Below are 14,541 nucleotides of genomic sequence, written 5' to 3'. Positions count from 1 at the left end.
TCCTATTTCGCGCCCGGCCATTCGAGCAGATCATCCCCGCTGGGCGAATCCTCCAGTTTCACGGGCGGACTCGGCTTCTTCGTGCGGGTTTCGGGCAGCTTGGTGTAGGCCGCATCCCCGCTCGGGCTGCCGAGCTTTAGCCTGCGGGTGACGAAGTCGCCCGTCATCAGGTTCCAGCTCACCTCCTTGCCATCATGGGCATAGGTGCGGCTGTAGAGTGTCGCATCGAGCCCGATCAGCCGCATCCCGCCGAGCTTGTCGTCCCAGCGGAAGCGGTGGGTGGAGGCGACTGCGGTGGTGCCGCCGGTGAGCTCCTCGAACACCAGCACCTTACCCCTGGTGCCGCCGGTGACCGACAGCTGAGCATCGCCGAGCGGGTAGGGATCGAGCACGAGCACCTCCGGGGCCTGTTCCCCGAAATCGGTCTCGTTCACATAGCTCAGCACGACCCGCAGCTCGCGGTGGTCCTCCCTGGCCGCAACATAGGCGAGATCGGGGTTCCCATCGGCATTGAGGTCCGCCGTCAGCTGCACTTCGACCGTTTCGCCCTCGGCAAGGAAGGGCTGCGGCGGGTCTGCCTGCGCGCTGAGCGGGGCCGAGACCAGTGCGAAGGCCAGCGAGACGGCGGCGCGCCTCACCCCAGATGCTCCGCGAAGAAGGCCGCCGTGCGCCCGTCAGCCAGCGTCGCGGCCTCTTCGTGCCGGCGCTTGCCGTGCTCGGTCGCGAAGCCGTGGTCGAGGCCTTCGTAATCGTGCAGCGTCACCTTGGGGTGATCGTCCAGCCCCGCGTGCATCGCTTCCTGTGTTTCACGTGGAACAAAGCCGTCATTGGTCGGGATGTGGAGCATCAGCGGATGGGCGATCGCGTGCTTTTCGCCGAGCAGCCCGTCGATGCCGACGCCGTAGTATCCGACGCTGGCGTCGATATCCGTGCGCGCTGCCGTCATATAGGCGAGCCGCCCGCCGAGGCAGTATCCGACGCAGCCGACCTTCGCCACGCCCAGCGTCCGGCGGATGTGGTGGATGGTCGCCTCGATATCGCGGATGCCCGCGTCCTGGTCGAACTCGCCGAACAGGCCGAGCGCGCGCTGGAATTCGGGCTCCACATCGGGGTCGAGCTCGATCCCGCTCTCGATCCGCCAGAACAGGTCGGGCGCCACCGCGAGATAGCCTTCCGCCGCCAGCTTGTCGCACTTCTGGCGGATGCCGGGGTTTACCCCGAAGATCTCCTGAATGACGATGATCGCTCCGCGCGGGGTGCTCTCGGGGCTCGCGACATAGGCGCCGAAGCTCGCGTCACCTTCGAGCGTGGGGATGGTGGCATTGAGGCTCATGCAGGGTCTCTCTCTCTCGCTAGGGGGTTGCCCGCAGGTCTATCTCTTGCCTTGGCCGCGTGCCAAGCCCAAATGAGGGGGAGGGAGGAGAACCGCTCATGAAGATCACCATCGAAGTCGATTGCACCCCGGAGGAGGCCCGCAGCTTCCTGGGCCTGCCTGATGTGTCGGCGGCCAACACGGTTTATGTCGAGAACATCACCAAGGCGATGAAGGGCGTCTCCAATCCCGCGCAGATGGCCGAATATGCCAGCGCGCTCGCGCCGATGGGGCAGATGGGGCTGAAGCTGTTCCAGAACTTCGTGGAAGGCTCGATGAAGGCCGCGACGGGGTCGAAGAAGTCCGACTGATCCGGTGAGCGCGGCCGACACGATCTTTGCGCTCTCCAGCGGCGCGCCGCCGGCGGGCGTGGGGGTCATCCGCGTCTCCGGCCCGGCGGCGCGGGAGGCCATGCTGGCGCTGACAGGGAGGGTGCCCGAGCCGCGCCGTGCCTCGCTGGCGCGACTGCGCGGGGCTGACGATCAGGTGCTCGACGAGGCGCTGGTGCTGTGGTTCCCGGGGCCGAACACGGCGACCGGAGAAGACCTCGCCGAGTTCCACTGCCACGGAGGCCGCGCGGTGATCGCGGCGGTCGAGGGCGCGCTCGCTTCGCTTCGCGGTACAAGGCGCGCCGAGCCGGGCGAATTCACCCGCCGCGCCTTCGCCAATGGCCGCATCGACCTCGCCGAGGCCGAGGGGCTGGGCGATCTCCTAGCCGCTGAAACCGAGCTTCAGCGCGCCGCTGCCATCGCCAATGCGGGCGGGGCGCTCTCTCGGCAGATCGAAGGCTGGCGCGAGCGGGTGCTGGGCTTCTCGGCGGAAGTGGAGGGCGTGCTCGATTTCTCCGACGAGGAGGACTCCGCCGATCTGCCCGAATGTTTCACGTGGAACATTGCCGCGCTTGCCGCAGAGCTTGCCGAATGGCTCGCCCGCCCGCGCTCCGAGCGCTTGGGGGAGGGCTTTCGCGTGGTGCTGGCCGGGCCGCCCAACGCGGGCAAGTCCACCTTGTTCAATGCGCTGGTCGAGAGCGAGGCGGCGATCACCTCGCCCATCGCCGGCACGACCCGCGACGTGATCGAGCGCTCCGTAGCCATCGGAGGGGTGCCGTTCACCTTTGTCGACACCGCGGGCCTGCGGGCCCAGGCCGAGGCGGATGCCATAGAAGCCATCGGCATCGCCCGCGCCGAGGCCGAGCTGGCGCGCGCTGATCTCGTCCTGTGGCTGGGGCCGGAGGGCGAGGGGCCAGTGGGCGCGTGGGAGATTGCCGCTCAGGCCGACCGCGCCGGGTTTGCGCCCAAGGCGTCCGGCGTGACGCTGTCGGCGGAGACGGGCGAGGGTGTGGCGCCGCTCAAGTCGGCCTTGGTCGAGGCTGCCCGTGCCGCTCTCCCGAAACCCGGCGAAGCGGCACTCAACGCCCGCCAGCACGCGCGGCTCTCCGAGGCGGCCGGGGCGCTGGAGGCGGCGAAGTCGCTTTCCGATCCGCTGCTGGTCGCCGAGGAACTGCGCCGAGCCCGCCTCGCCTTCGACCGGCTGATCGGCCGCGCGACGACCGAGGATATGCTCGACACCCTGTTCGGACGCTTCTGCATCGGGAAGTGAAGCGCCGATTTGGCGGAAAATGTTTCACGTGAAACATTGAGCCCCAAAATCGCCGCCAATGTTTCACGTGAAACATTCTGCTCCGAACGCGCCTCAAGCGAATCCGCTTTGACGATTCGCCCCCCGCGCCCTATCTGCGCCCCATCATGCAAAGCTTCGATGTCCTCGTCATCGGCGGCGGTCACGCCGGGGTGGAGGCTGCCTGCGCGGCGGCCCGCATGGGTGCGCGCACGGCGCTGGTCTCGTTCGACCTCGACGCCATCGGCGCCATGAGCTGCAATCCGGCGATCGGGGGCTTGGGCAAGGGGCACCTGGTGCGCGAGGTCGACGCGCTCGACGGCGTGATCGGCCGCGCGGCGGATGCCGGGGCGATCCATTACCGGATGCTCAACCGCTCCAAGGGCAGTGCCGTCTGGGGGCCGCGCGTGCAGGCCGACCGGGTGCGCTTCAAGGCGGCGGTGCAGGCGATGGTGCGCGCACAGGCGAACCTCACGCTGGTACAGGGCGAGGCTGCTGCGCTGAAGCTGGACAGCGGACGGGTCGCGGGTCTGGAGCTGGCTGACGGCACCGTTCTCGGTGCCCCCCGCGTCGTCCTGTGCACCGGCACCTTCCTCGGCGGCATCCTGTTCCGCGGTGAGGAGCGCTTCGAAGGCGGCCGCATCGGCGAGAACGCTGCGCGCCGCCTGGCCGAACAGCTGCGTGGGGCCGATCTGCCGATGGCGCGGCTCAAGACCGGGACGCCGCCACGGATCGACGGTCGCACCATCGACTGGGCGGTGCTCGAGGAGCAGCCCTCGGATGGCGAGAGCTGGACCATGTCCCCGCTCACCGAACGCCGCATCAACCCGCAGGTGTTCTGCGCGATCACCCGCACGACCCAGGCGGGGCATGATGCGATCCGCGCCAACCTTCACCGCTCGCCGCTGTTCTCCGGGGCGATTGCGGCGGCGGGGCCGCGCTATTGCCCCTCGATCGAGGACAAGATCCACCGCTTCGGTGACCGCGAGGGGCATCAGGTGTTTCTCGAGCCCGAGGGGCTGGATACGCACCTTGTCTATCCCAACGGCATCAGCACCTCGCTGCCCGTGGACGTGCAGGAGCTGGTGGTGCGCACCATGCCGGGCTGCGAGCGCGCGGTCATCGTGCAGCCGGGCTATGCGGTGGAGTACGACCACATCGACCCGCGCGCACTGACGCCGGACTTGCAGGTGCGCGCGATCCCCGGGCTCTATTGCGCGGGGCAGATCAACGGGACGACCGGTTACGAGGAAGCGGCGGCGCAGGGGCTGGTTGCAGGGCTGGAAGCGGCTGCGGCGGCCTTGGGCAAGCAGGCGCCCGCGCTCGACCGGGCGAACTCCTATATCGCGGTGATGGTCGATGACCTTACGCTCCAGGGCGTGTCCGAGCCCTACCGGATGCTCACTGCCCGCGCCGAGTATCGCCTGCGGCTGCGCGCTAACAACGCAGCGACGCGGTTGACGGGCCTCGGGATCGAAGCGGGCTGCATCGGTGAGGAACGCCGCCGCTGGTGGGAGCGCCGCGAGAAAGTGCGCGAAATGTTTCACGTGAAACATTCGGAGAAGGTCCACGCGCGGGAACTCGCCGATCTCGGCCTGCCCGTTCGCCGCGACCACGGGGAGAAGTCGCTCGCCGAGTGGCTGCGCTATGACGGGGTGACCCCCGGAGCGCTTGCGCCGTGGCTGGGTGAGGTGACCGCGCTCGATTCGCTCCTCGCCGAGGAGATGGCCGAGGATGCAGCCTATGCGCCCTATCTCGCGCGGCAGGACGCCGAGCTGCGCGATCTGCGCGCGAGCGAGGCGCTGCCGCTGCCTGCGGACTTCCCTTATGGCGAGGTGCCGGGTCTCTCGAACGAGATGGTCGAGCGCCTGACCAAGGCCGCGCCGGGGACGCTTGCGGCGGCGGGACGGGTGCCGGGCGTGACCCCCGCGGCGCTCTCGGCGCTGCTCGTCCACGCGCGGCGCAGGATTGCGGCATGATTGTCACCGAAGAGGAAGCACGCGCCTATGTCGCCGGGCTGACCGACGATGCGGGGATGGCACGGCTCGACGCCTTCGCGGCGCTCGTGCTGGAGGAGAACCAGCAGCAGAACCTGATCGCCAAAGCCACCGAGCCGCACCTGTGGCAGCGGCACATTGCAGACTCCGCGCAGCTCCTCGAAAATGTTTCACGTGAAACATTGGGGCCGAATGCGGGAGGGCCTTGGCTCGATCTGGGCAGCGGGCCGGGGTTCCCGGGGCTGGTGATCGCGGCGCTGTGTCCGAACATGCCCATGGTGCTGGTCGAATCGCGCGCGCGCCGCGTCGAGTTCCTCAAGCGCGCCATCGCGGCGCTCGGCTTGCACAAGTGCCGGGTCGAGGGGCAGCGCCTTGAACGGGTCACGCCGTTCCCCGCCCGCGCCATTTCGGCACGGGCCTTCGCACCGCTCCCCAAACTTCTCGAGCTATCCGCACCCTTCTCCACAAGGGCCACGGCCTATGTCTTGCCCAAGGGACGCTCGGCGGCGCAGGAATTGGAGACATTGAAGCCTTCGATTCGGGCAATGTTTCACGTGAAACATTCCTTGACCGATCCCGAGGCGGGGATCATCGTGAAGGCCTGACACGCGAACTGGTGCGGATTCAGCGCAATCCGCGCCCGGGAAGGACGGGAACACCTATGCTGACCATCGCGATTGCCAACCAGAAGGGCGGCGTGGGCAAGACCACCACCGCGATCAACATCGCCACCGCGATGGCGGCGACCGGCTGGCGCACGCTGCTGATCGACCTCGATCCGCAGGGCAATGCCTCGACCGGGCTGGGCGTCCATTCCTCGGCGCGCGAAGTGTCGAGTTATGACCTGCTGGTGGACGAGATCGCGCTCGATCAGGCGATCGTTCCCTCGAGCATTCCGCGCCTCGATCTGGTACCGGCGACGGTCGACCTGTCGGGGGCCGAGGTCGAGCTGGTGGCGGTCGAGGGCCGCACGCACCGCCTCGACAAGGCGCTGAAGGACCACACGGGGCACGACATCTGCTTCATCGACTGCCCGCCCTCGCTCGGGCTGTTGACGCTGAATGCCCTGTGCGCCGCCGATACGCTGCTGGTGCCGCTCCAGTGCGAATTCTTTGCGCTGGAAGGGCTGAGCCAGCTGCTCCAGACCGTCGACCAGGTGCAGCAGCGCTTCAACCCCGATCTGGGGATCATCGGCGTCGCGCTGACCATGTATGACCGCCGTAACCGCCTGACCGATCAGGTGTCAGACGACGTGCGGGATTGCCTCGGCAATCTGGTGTTCGAAACCGTGATCCCGCGCAACGTCCGCCTTTCCGAGGCGCCGAGCCACGGGCTCCCCGCGCTGATCTATGACCAGCACTGCACCGGCAGCCGCGCCTACATGTCGCTGGCGCGCGAGCTGATCGGTCGATTTCCCGCAGAAAGACAGGCCGCATGAACGATAATCCTGCCCAAACCGCTGATATTGCAGGAACTTCGCGCGGGGATGACAAGCCGCGGCGACTTGGTCGGGGGCTGGGCGCGCTGCTTGGCGAGACCCGGCGCGAGGAGCCGCTGGTGCGGCGCGAGGATGCACCGGCCGAAGCTCCCGCCGCCGGCGCCTCGCCGCTGCGCAATGTCGCGCTGGCGGCGATCAAGCCGCTGCCGGGTAACCCGCGCAAATATTTCGACGAGGCCGCGCTCGACGAGCTGGCCGCGTCGATCGCCTCGCGCGGCGTGATTCAGCCGATCATCGTCCGCCCGCACCCGAATGGCGAGGGTTATCAGCTGGTTGCTGGCGAACGCCGGTGGCGCGCGGCGCAGAAGGCGCGGCTGCACGAGATCCCCGCGCTCGTGCGCAACCTCACCGACCGCGAAGTCATGGCGCTCGCGCTGATCGAGAACCTCCAGCGCGAGGACCTCAATCCGGTCGAGGAAGCGCGCGCATATCACCGTCTCTCGGAAGAGGAGGGGATGATCCAGGTCGACATCGCCAAGATGGTCGAGAAGTCGCGCAGCCACGTCGCCAACATGATGCGGCTGGTGACGCTGCCCGATCCGGTGCTCGATCTGATCCAGGAGGGCAAGCTTTCCATCGGTCACGCCCGTGCGCTGATCGGGCGGACGGATGCCCGCGAACTCGCCGAGATCGCCGTGGCCGAGGGGCTTTCGGTGCGGGATATCGAGACGCTGACCCGCAAGGCCTCGAAGCGCCCCGAAGAGCCTGCCCAGCCGCCCTACCTGAGCGCGGAGAACGCCGACATTCTCGCCGTGCAGCAGCACCTTGAGGAGTTTCTCGGGCTGAGCGTGCGGATCAAGCCCGAAGTCGATCCGCGTAAGGGGACGATCACGATCCGCTACACGACTCTCGACCAGCTCGATCTGGTGTGCCAGCGGCTGACGGGCGGAGAGATCTGACCCTTTTTTGCCGCACGCCATCCGGCGTGCGAGATCCTCGCTCACACGCCCTGCGGGCGCGTCGCTGCGGGCGCGCGTTCGCGCTTGCGTTCACCTTCGGCGACCGGATCAGCGCCATGCCGCTAACATAACTCTCTGACAGACCAAAAAAAGCCCCGCAAGTTCGCCTGAGCTTGCGGGGCTTTCACGTTTGCCCCCCAGGGTACTTTTTCGACTTAGCGCTGCTTGATCATCTTGGGCGAGGGGCGCGGCACCGGTTCGGTGATCACGCGGGTGGCGCCGGGGACGGTGTAGGTTTCCTCACGCACGGTCTCGCGCACCACGACCTGCTGCTGCACCTCGGTGCGCACCGGCACCAGCACCACCTGCTGCGGCGGCGCATAGGCGTAGCCGTAGGAATAGGCGGCCGGATAGCCGTAGCCATAGCCATAGGCGGGCGCGGGAATTTCGCGGCTGGCGACGCGCTGGCCGGGGGCGCCGTAGGTCGACAGGTAGCTGTCGAGCGCTGCCTGGCAGTCGTAGAGGTTCTTCTTCTTGTCGCCATCGAACAGGCTGCCGAGCATGCCGCCGATCAGCCCGCCACCCCCGACTCCGAGGACCGAGCCGAGCACGCGGTCATCTGCGCCGGCGATCTCGTAGCCCGCCACGCCCCCGGCGATCGCGCCGAGGAGGCCGCCGATGATCAGGCCGGTGTTGTCGCGGTTCTGCCCGTGGGTGCGGCGGCGGCATTCATCGATCCACTGTTCGCGCTCGAACACCGCGGGGGCGGCGTAGCCGTAGCTATAGCCATAGCCCGGCCCATAGGCCTGCGCGGGGTAATAGGGGGGCTGGGCGTGGTTCGGCGCCGGCGGGGGCATGGCGCCCGGAGCGTTGATGTAGCGGGTGCGAGTGATGGTCTCGACCCCGTCGACCACGGTCACGGTCTCGGTCGGGCGGATCGCGGTCACCGGGGCAGGCGCGGGCGCGCTGCGCATATCGGCGGGCAGTTGCTGCACCTGAGTCTCGCTCATCGGAGTGAGCGGCGGCAGGTCGGCATAGTTCTGCGCCTGTGCGGCCGCCGGCAAGGCAAGCGCGAGGGCGACGAGAGGAAGGGTCTGAAAGCGCTTGGACATGGGCAAATCCCCCTGAATCAGCCGAAGTCAGCTGATGGTTAGCAAAAGCTTACCATCGCTGGCCCCGAGCGCCCAAGCGGGGTGTGCTCCCTGTCCCGTTTCGGGAAAGATCAGATGCGCTCGGAGAGCAGCGCGGCGAGCGCCTCGATCCCCTTGGCGTCGGCCTCGGTGAAGCGGGCGGGGGTGGGGCTGTCGAGATCGATCACCGCGATCACCGCGCCATCGCGCAGCACCGGCACCACCAGCTCGCTCGCGCTGGCGGCGTCGCAGGCGATGTGGCCGGGGAAGGCGTGGACATCGGTCACAAGTTGCGTGGCGCGACTTTCGGCGGCCGCACCGCACACGCCCTTGCCGAAGGGGATGCGGATGCAGGCCGGGCGCCCCACGAAGGGCCCGAGCACCAGCTCGTCCGCTCCTCCGCTCTTGGCCGGTGCAACCCGGTAGAACCCCGCCCAGTTGAGATCGGGCAGGAACTCCCACAGCAGCGCCGCGACATTGGCCATGTTGGCGACCGCATCGGGCTCGCCATCGGTCAGGGCACCGGCCGCAGCCAGCAGCTCGCGGTAAAGCTCTTCCGGGGCGAGCGGGGTTTCGGGCTTGAAATCGTACACGGCGCAAAGGGCCTTTCATCGCTTGACGGTTGCCGCGGGCAGGCTGCGGCTTTATCCCGTGCCACATGGCCATTCTCAGAAAAATCGCAATCGCTCTCGTCGTCTTTGTCGTGATCGCCGGGGGTGCCTTCTGGTATCTGAGCCGCGGCGATGTCGCCGATCTCTCGGTCGAGGAGGTCGCGGGCACCGATCCCGTGCTCCAGAAGGGCGACGCGCAGACCTTCCCGACGGTGCAGGTCGCCGAGCCCGTGGGCTGGAAGCCGGGCGAGGCGCCGACGCCTGCCGAGGGTCTCGAAGTCGTCCGCTTCGCCGAGGGGCTGGAGCATCCGCGCACGCTGTTCGCACTGCCCAATGGCGACATTCTCGTCGCCCTCACCCGCGCGCCCAAGGTCGAGAACGAAGGTGGCGGGATCATGGACGCGATCAAGGGCTGGGTCGCAGAAAAGCTGCTGAGCAAGGCGGGCGCGACCGGCCAGTCTCCGAACCAGATCGTCCTGCTGCGCGATGCCGATGGCGACGGCACGGCCGAAGTGAAGCAGGTGATCCTCGAAGGGCTCGATTCGCCCTCGGGCATGGCGTGGAAGGACGGCACGCTGTTCGTCGCCAACCACAATGCCGTGAACGCCTATCCCTATGCGCTGGGCAGCGACAAGGTGACCGGCGCGCCGCGCAAGCTGATGGACCTCGCGCCCGGCGGCGGGCACTGGATGCGCAACCTCGAGCTCTCGCCCGATGGCGCGCAGCTCTATGTCGCGGTCGGCTCGGTCAGCAATATCGGCGAGAACGGGATGAAGGCCGAGGAAGGCCGCGCGCTGATCTGGGAATACGACCTCGCCAAGGGCCGCGCGCGGCAGTTTGGCGCGGGCCTGCGCAATCCCAACGGGCTCGATTTCTCGCCCTGGAGCGGCGAGCTGTGGACCACCGTGAACGAGCGCGACATGCTCGGCAGCGATCTGGTGCCTGATTACCTCACCAACGTGCCCGTCGGCGCGCAATATGGCTGGCCCTGGGTCTATTACCGCACCAACCGCGACCGCCGCGTGGATGCGCCGATGCCGCGCTTCCTGATGGAATATGTCCGCAACCCCGAATACGCGCTCGGGCCGCACGTGGCGGCGCTCGGCATGGTGTTCAGCAAGGGCGGCGACCGCATGGGCCCGGGCTTCAGCGGCGGCGCCTTCATCGCCCGTCACGGCTCGTGGAACCGCAAGCCGCCCTCGGGCTATGACGTGATCTTCGTCGACTTCGACGATCGCGGCAATCCGGTCGGCAAGCCCAAGCCGGTGCTGACCGGCTTTCTCAAGAGCGACGGGACGACCCGCGGCCGCCCGACCTGGGTGGAATGGGCCGGAGACGGCTCGCTGCTGGTGTCGGACGATACCGCCGGGATTATCTGGCGCGTCCGCTCGCCCTCGGCCGCGCCCGCGGCGGCGATTGCGCGGCTGACCGGCGCTTCGCTCCAGCCACGCGAGCTGACCGATCCGCGCGCGAAGTTCGAGGCGGATTACCTGCGCCGGCAGGCGGGCGAGGTGATCAACTAAAGCGCGATTCCCGCGCGCCCGGCCAGTTCCGTCGCGAATTGCAGCGCGGTGCGGCCCGAGCGGTTGCCGCGCTGGATCGCGAAGGCCATCGCCTCCTCGGCGTTGAAGGCAAGGCCGAGCGGGGCGAGGATCCCTGCGAGGATCGCAAGGTAGGTCTCCTTGTCCGCCGGGTGGAAGCCCAGCGTCAGCCCGAAACGGTCGGCGAGCGCCAAAGCATCGTCGCGCTCGTCGCGTTCGTGGATCGCGGTGGAGGTATCCTCCCGCTCGACGATAGCGCGGCGGTTGGCGGTGACCACGAGGCGGATATGCGCCGGACGCGGGGCGACCCCGCCGTCGAGCAGGCTGCGCAGCGCGAGCATCTCCGCTCGCCCGTCGGCGCCGAAGCCGAGATCGTCGATGAAGAGCAGAAACGCGCGGTTCTGCCCCGCCAGTTCGGCGATGAGTGCGGGGAAGGTCGGCAAGGTGCCCGGCGCAAGCTGGACGAGGGCGATGCCACCCGTCTCCCTCTGCACATCGGCGACGCTCGCACGCACCAGCGCCGATTTGCCCATGCCGCGCGCACCCCACAGCAGCGCGTCATGCGCCGCCGCGCCGCTTGCCAGACGGGCGCAATTGTTGCGCAGCGCAACTTTCTGGGCCTCGATTCCATGCAGATTTCCGAGCGGCAGCGCATCAAGCACCGGGACAGCCCGCGCGCGTTCGCCCTCCCACACATAGGCGGGGGCAGAGATCCAGTCGGTCGGGGCCGGGGGCGGAGGGGCGAGCCGCTCGAGCGCGGCGGCGATCCGCTCCAGCGCCTCGCCGTCCATCTCAGGCGACCAGCGCTTCGGTGGAGATCGAATAGAGCAGGTCCGCACCCGAAAGCGCCGCGCCCTTGAGGCCGTTGGCCTCGGGCACGATGCGTTCGAGGAAGAAGCGCACCGTCACCGGCTTGGTCCTGGCCAGTTCGGGCGCTGCACCCGCTGCCACCGCCTTGGCTTGCTTAACCAGCTGCCATCCTGCAACCGCAACCGCGCACATGGTGCAGAAGGGGACGCTGCCGGCGAGGCGATCGTCGAGGCTGGCGTCGTCACGCATCCACCGTGCGACATTGGCGCAGTCCATCGCAAGCGCGGCGAGAGTGTATTCGTCCGCCGCCTCGCGCGCGATGGTCTCGAACAGGTCCACAAGCGCATCGCCCCCGTCGAGCCCGAGCTTGCGGGTGACGAGATCGGCGGCCTGGATGCCGTTGGTGCCTTCATAGATCGGGGCGATGCGCGAATCGCGCCAGTGCTGAGCCGCGCCGGTCTCCTCGACGAAGCCCATGCCGCCGTGCACCTGGATGCCCAGACCCGCGACCTCGACGCCGACGTCCGTGCCCCATGCCTTGAGCAGCGGGACGAGGATCTCCGAGCGGGTCTTGGCCGCTTCGTCACCCAGATTGCCGCGATCGACCTGCCCGGCGCAGTAGTAGAGCAGCGCGCGCACGCCTTCGGTCAGGGCCTTCATGCGCAGGATCATGCGGCGCACGTCGGGGTGCTCGATGATCGCCACCGGGGTCTTGTCGGGCGAACCCGCGCGGGCGGACTGCACCCGGTCACGCGCATAGGCGAGCGCCTGCTGCGTCGCCCGCTCGGCGATCTGCGCACCCTGGTTGCCGACATTGATGCGCGCGTTGTTCATCATCGTGAACATCGCCGCGAGACCGCGGTTGGGCTCACCCACCAGCTCGCCGATGCATTCGCCATTGTCGCCATAGCTCATCACGCAGGTCGGCGAGGCATTGATGCCGAGCTTGTGTTCGAGGCTGACGCAGCGGAGATCGTTCTTCGGGCCGAGGCTGCCGTCGGCGTTGACGTGATACTTGGGCACCACGAACAGCGAGATGCCGCGCGACCGCTCGGGCGCATCGGGCAGGCGGGCCAGTACCAGATGGATGATGTTCGACGCGAGTTCGTGCTCGCCCCAGGTGATGTAGATCTTCTGGCCGGTGATGCGGAACTTGCGCGCATGCTCGCCGAATTCGATCGGCTCGGCGGTGGCGCGCAGCGCGCCGACATCGCTGCCGGCTGCGGGTTCGGTGAGGTTCATGGTGCCCGACCACTCGCCGCTCACCAGCTTGGGGAGATATTTCGCCTGCTGGGCGGGCGATCCGTGGTGCTCCAGCGCCTCGATCGCGCCGACGCTCAGCATCGGCAGCAGGGTGAAGGCCATGTTCGCCGCGCCGAGGTTTTCGAGCACATTGCAGGCGAGGGTGAAGGGCAGGCCCTGACCGCCATGCGCCTGCGGGGAAGCGATCGCGTTCCAGCCCTGCTCGACATAGGCGCGGTAGGCATCCTCGAAGCCTTCGGGCAGGCGCACCACGCCGTTTTCGAGCTTGGCGCCCTCGAGATCGCCCTTGCGGTTCAGCGGCGCGAATTCGCCTGCCGCGAACTGGCCGACACCCTCGACGATAGCCTCGACCAGATCGGGTTCGGCATGGGCGAAGCGCTCGGTCTGGGCCAGTTCATCGATGCCGGCGTTGACGCGGATGGCGAGCAGCTGGTCGGCGGTCGGCGGGGTAAAGGGGGTCACTTCAGGGGCGTCCTTGCGAATGGAAATTGCGCCTGCACTTGGCAGGGCGGCGAATCGAATATAGCGCCCGGGCATGAGCGGCAAGAACGTTACGGAAGTGCGGCTGGCGAATGCCGCGGGGATCGCCGAGGCGGCGCGAATCCTCGAATCGGGCGGGCTTGTCGCGGTGCCGACCGAGACGGTCTACGGGCTTGCGGCGCGGGCCGACTCTGCCGATGCGGTGGCGAAGATCTATGCCGCGAAGGGCCGGCCGGACTTCAATCCGCTGATCGTCCACGTGAGCGGGGTGGAGCAGGCTGAGCTTTATGCCGAGTTCTCGCCCGTGGCCCGCGCGCTGGCCGAGGCGCATTGGCCCGGCCCGCTGACGCTGGTGCTGCCGCGCCGGGCCGATAGCGGGCTGGCTCCGGCTGTGACCGCCGGTCTGTCGACCGTGGCCCTGCGCGCGCCCGCCCACCCCGCCATGCGTGCGCTGCTGGAGCGCTGCGACTTCCCCCTCGCCGCGCCTTCCGCCAACCGTTCGGGCTTCATCAGCCCCACCACGCCTGCCCATGTCCTGGCCTCGCTCGACGGGCGGATCGACATGGTGCTCGATGGCGGGCCGACGAGCGCGGGGGTGGAGTCGACCATCGTCGCAGTACGCGCCGACGGGAGCGTGGAGGAGCTGCGCCCCGGGCCGCTCCAGATCGGGGTGAGGGCAGAGGGCGGGAGCATCGAGGCTCCGGGCCAGCTCGCCAGCCACTATGCCCCCGGAAAGCCGGTGCGGCTGAATGCGGAGGGTGCGGAGGCGGGCGAGTTCCTGATCGGCTTCGGCAGTATCGCGGGTGATTGCACGCTGTCAGCCAGCGGTGACCTCACCGAGGCCGCTGCGAACCTCTACGCCTGCCTGCACGAAGCCGCCCGCGCGCCGCAGCCGCGCATCGCGGTCGCTCCGGTGCCAGAGGAGGGCGTGGGCCGCGCGATCAATGACCGGCTGCGGCGGGCGGCGGCCTAGGCTTCGGGTTCCTCGCCGATCAGCGCTTCCCATTCGGCCTTGAGCGCCTGGGCTTCGTCGCACGCCTCGTCATCGCCAATCCGGCAACGCTCCAGTTGCCGGTTGTATTCGCGCTCGAGCTTGCCGATCCGCTCTTCGCGCTTGCGGATTTCCCGCCCGCGCTTCTCGTCGGCTTCGGACTGGCTGGTGGTCGCCGCATCCACCCCGGCGCTCACCGCGCGGACCGGCAGCGTCACGACATTGACCGCCGCCTTGGCGAGGCAACCCTGCAAGGCGAGCGCGGCGGAGACAAGCGCGAGGAGACGGAGCGGGTTCATCACCCGCACAGTCTCACCCGCATTGTGCGATAA

General features: G+C 68.4%; 15 protein-coding genes. 8 read left to right on the top strand and 7 right to left on the bottom strand.

Going from position 1 to position 14,541, the window contains the following annotated elements; genetic code table 11:
- Nucleotides 1-2 precede the first annotated feature (2 nt).
- Nucleotides 3-638 carry a hypothetical protein gene (locus BZF57_RS10855; protein ID WP_086737658.1) on the bottom strand — a complete coding sequence of 212 codons (636 nt, stop codon included), beginning with the start codon at nt 636-638 and terminating at the stop codon, nt 3-5.
- Nucleotides 635-1,333: a dienelactone hydrolase family protein gene (locus BZF57_RS10850; protein ID WP_086737655.1), complete on the bottom strand. Its 699-nt coding sequence runs from the start codon at nt 1,331-1,333 to the stop codon at nt 635-637. Before BZF57_RS10850 ends, BZF57_RS10855 begins: the two co-directional genes overlap by 4 nt.
- A gap of 98 nt (nt 1,334-1,431) precedes the next feature.
- Here BZF57_RS10850 and BZF57_RS10845 point away from each other — a divergent pair, with 98 nt between their 5' ends.
- The 6 genes from BZF57_RS10845 to BZF57_RS10820 all read left to right on the top strand — a co-directional run bounded on the left by BZF57_RS10845 (nt 1,432) and on the right by BZF57_RS10820 (nt 7,383).
- Nucleotides 1,432-1,683 (top strand): DUF6489 family protein, encoded by a 252-nt coding sequence (locus BZF57_RS10845; RefSeq protein ID WP_206073242.1) that lies wholly within the window; start codon nt 1,432-1,434, stop codon nt 1,681-1,683.
- 4 nt (nt 1,684-1,687) lie between these two features.
- Nucleotides 1,688-2,971, top strand: coding sequence for a tRNA uridine-5-carboxymethylaminomethyl(34) synthesis GTPase MnmE (gene mnmE, locus BZF57_RS10840; protein WP_086737653.1), 1,284 nt, complete (start codon nt 1,688-1,690; stop codon nt 2,969-2,971).
- A gap of 146 nt (nt 2,972-3,117) precedes the next feature.
- A complete protein-coding gene (mnmG, locus tag BZF57_RS10835) occupies nt 3,118-4,968 on the top strand; it encodes a tRNA uridine-5-carboxymethylaminomethyl(34) synthesis enzyme MnmG (protein ID WP_086737651.1) in 1,851 nt (616 codons plus the stop codon).
- Nucleotides 4,965-5,591: a 16S rRNA (guanine(527)-N(7))-methyltransferase RsmG gene (gene rsmG / locus BZF57_RS10830; RefSeq protein ID WP_086737649.1), complete on the top strand. Its 627-nt coding sequence runs from the start codon at nt 4,965-4,967 to the stop codon at nt 5,589-5,591. Before mnmG ends, rsmG begins: the two co-directional genes overlap by 4 nt.
- 56 nt (nt 5,592-5,647) lie before the next feature.
- A complete protein-coding gene (locus BZF57_RS10825; RefSeq protein WP_086737646.1) occupies nt 5,648-6,424 on the top strand; it encodes a ParA family protein in 777 nt (258 codons plus the stop codon).
- Nucleotides 6,421-7,383 carry a ParB/RepB/Spo0J family partition protein gene (locus BZF57_RS10820; RefSeq protein ID WP_086737644.1) on the top strand — a complete coding sequence of 321 codons (963 nt, stop codon included), beginning with the start codon at nt 6,421-6,423 and terminating at the stop codon, nt 7,381-7,383. The genes BZF57_RS10825 and BZF57_RS10820 overlap by 4 nt, the downstream gene beginning before the upstream one ends.
- 215 nt (nt 7,384-7,598) lie before the next feature.
- Here the strand turns inward: BZF57_RS10820 and BZF57_RS10815 are convergent, their stop codons facing one another.
- Both BZF57_RS10815 and BZF57_RS10810 read right to left on the bottom strand, forming a co-directional pair.
- A complete protein-coding gene (locus tag BZF57_RS10815) occupies nt 7,599-8,495 on the bottom strand; it encodes a glycine zipper 2TM domain-containing protein (RefSeq protein WP_086737642.1) in 897 nt (298 codons plus the stop codon).
- Nucleotides 8,496-8,605: 110 nt separating this feature from the next.
- Nucleotides 8,606-9,106, bottom strand: a complete 501-nt coding sequence (locus BZF57_RS10810; protein WP_086737640.1) for a GAF domain-containing protein — start codon at nt 9,104-9,106, stop codon at nt 8,606-8,608.
- 65 nt (nt 9,107-9,171) lie between these two features.
- Between BZF57_RS10810 and BZF57_RS10805 the strand changes: the two genes are divergently transcribed.
- Nucleotides 9,172-10,647, top strand: a complete 1,476-nt coding sequence (locus tag BZF57_RS10805) for a PQQ-dependent sugar dehydrogenase (protein ID WP_086737638.1) — start codon at nt 9,172-9,174, stop codon at nt 10,645-10,647.
- On the opposite strand, the gene BZF57_RS10800 is transcribed toward BZF57_RS10805, so the two are convergent.
- Together BZF57_RS10800 and BZF57_RS10795 are read right to left on the bottom strand one after the other, a co-directional pair.
- On the bottom strand, nt 10,644-11,456 hold the full coding sequence (locus BZF57_RS10800; protein ID WP_086737636.1) for a DUF815 domain-containing protein: 813 nt from the start codon (nt 11,454-11,456) through the stop codon (nt 10,644-10,646). The two genes, BZF57_RS10805 and BZF57_RS10800, sit on opposite strands and share 4 nt — an antisense overlap.
- 1 nt (nt 11,457) lies before the next feature.
- On the bottom strand, nt 11,458-13,200 hold the full coding sequence (locus BZF57_RS10795) for an acyl-CoA dehydrogenase family protein (protein ID WP_086737634.1): 1,743 nt from the start codon (nt 13,198-13,200) through the stop codon (nt 11,458-11,460).
- A gap of 73 nt (nt 13,201-13,273) precedes the next feature.
- On the opposite strand from BZF57_RS10795, the gene BZF57_RS10790 reads away from it, so the two are divergent.
- A complete protein-coding gene (locus BZF57_RS10790) occupies nt 13,274-14,191 on the top strand; it encodes an L-threonylcarbamoyladenylate synthase (RefSeq protein ID WP_086737632.1) in 918 nt (305 codons plus the stop codon).
- Here the strand turns inward: BZF57_RS10790 and BZF57_RS10785 are convergent.
- Entirely contained in the window at nt 14,188-14,508 is a 321-nt protein-coding gene (locus tag BZF57_RS10785) for a hypothetical protein (RefSeq protein ID WP_086737630.1), read from the bottom strand. The genes BZF57_RS10790 and BZF57_RS10785 overlap by 4 nt on opposite strands.
- Nucleotides 14,509-14,541 lie beyond the last annotated feature (33 nt).

It is taken from the genome of Erythrobacter colymbi (assembly GCF_002155685.1).
GTDB classification, from domain to species: Bacteria; Pseudomonadota; Alphaproteobacteria; order Sphingomonadales; family Sphingomonadaceae; genus Erythrobacter; species Erythrobacter colymbi.
This window is presented reverse-complemented; position numbering and strand designations above follow the sequence as displayed.

Excerpts from the sequence above, each read along its gene's own strand:
- BZF57_RS10820 (WP_086737644.1), top strand. The coding sequence starts at position 6,421 with ATGAACGATAATCCTGCCCAAACCGCTGATATTGCAGGAACTTCGCGC.
- mnmG (WP_086737651.1), top strand. The coding sequence starts at position 3,118 with ATGCAAAGCTTCGATGTCCTCGTCATCGGCGGCGGTCACGCCGGGGTG.
- BZF57_RS10790 (WP_086737632.1), top strand. The coding sequence starts at position 13,274 with ATGAGCGGCAAGAACGTTACGGAAGTGCGGCTGGCGAATGCCGCGGGG.
- BZF57_RS10815 (WP_086737642.1), bottom strand. The coding sequence starts at position 8,495 with ATGTCCAAGCGCTTTCAGACCCTTCCTCTCGTCGCCCTCGCGCTTGCC.
- rsmG (WP_086737649.1), top strand. The coding sequence starts at position 4,965 with ATGATTGTCACCGAAGAGGAAGCACGCGCCTATGTCGCCGGGCTGACC.
- BZF57_RS10800 (WP_086737636.1), bottom strand. The coding sequence starts at position 11,456 with ATGGACGGCGAGGCGCTGGAGCGGATCGCCGCCGCGCTCGAGCGGCTC.
- BZF57_RS10845 (WP_206073242.1), top strand. The coding sequence starts at position 1,432 with ATGAAGATCACCATCGAAGTCGATTGCACCCCGGAGGAGGCCCGCAGC.
- BZF57_RS10785 (WP_086737630.1), bottom strand. The coding sequence starts at position 14,508 with ATGAACCCGCTCCGTCTCCTCGCGCTTGTCTCCGCCGCGCTCGCCTTG.
- BZF57_RS10825 (WP_086737646.1), top strand. The coding sequence starts at position 5,648 with ATGCTGACCATCGCGATTGCCAACCAGAAGGGCGGCGTGGGCAAGACC.
- BZF57_RS10805 (WP_086737638.1), top strand. The coding sequence starts at position 9,172 with ATGGCCATTCTCAGAAAAATCGCAATCGCTCTCGTCGTCTTTGTCGTG.
- BZF57_RS10850 (WP_086737655.1), bottom strand. The coding sequence starts at position 1,333 with ATGAGCCTCAATGCCACCATCCCCACGCTCGAAGGTGACGCGAGCTTC.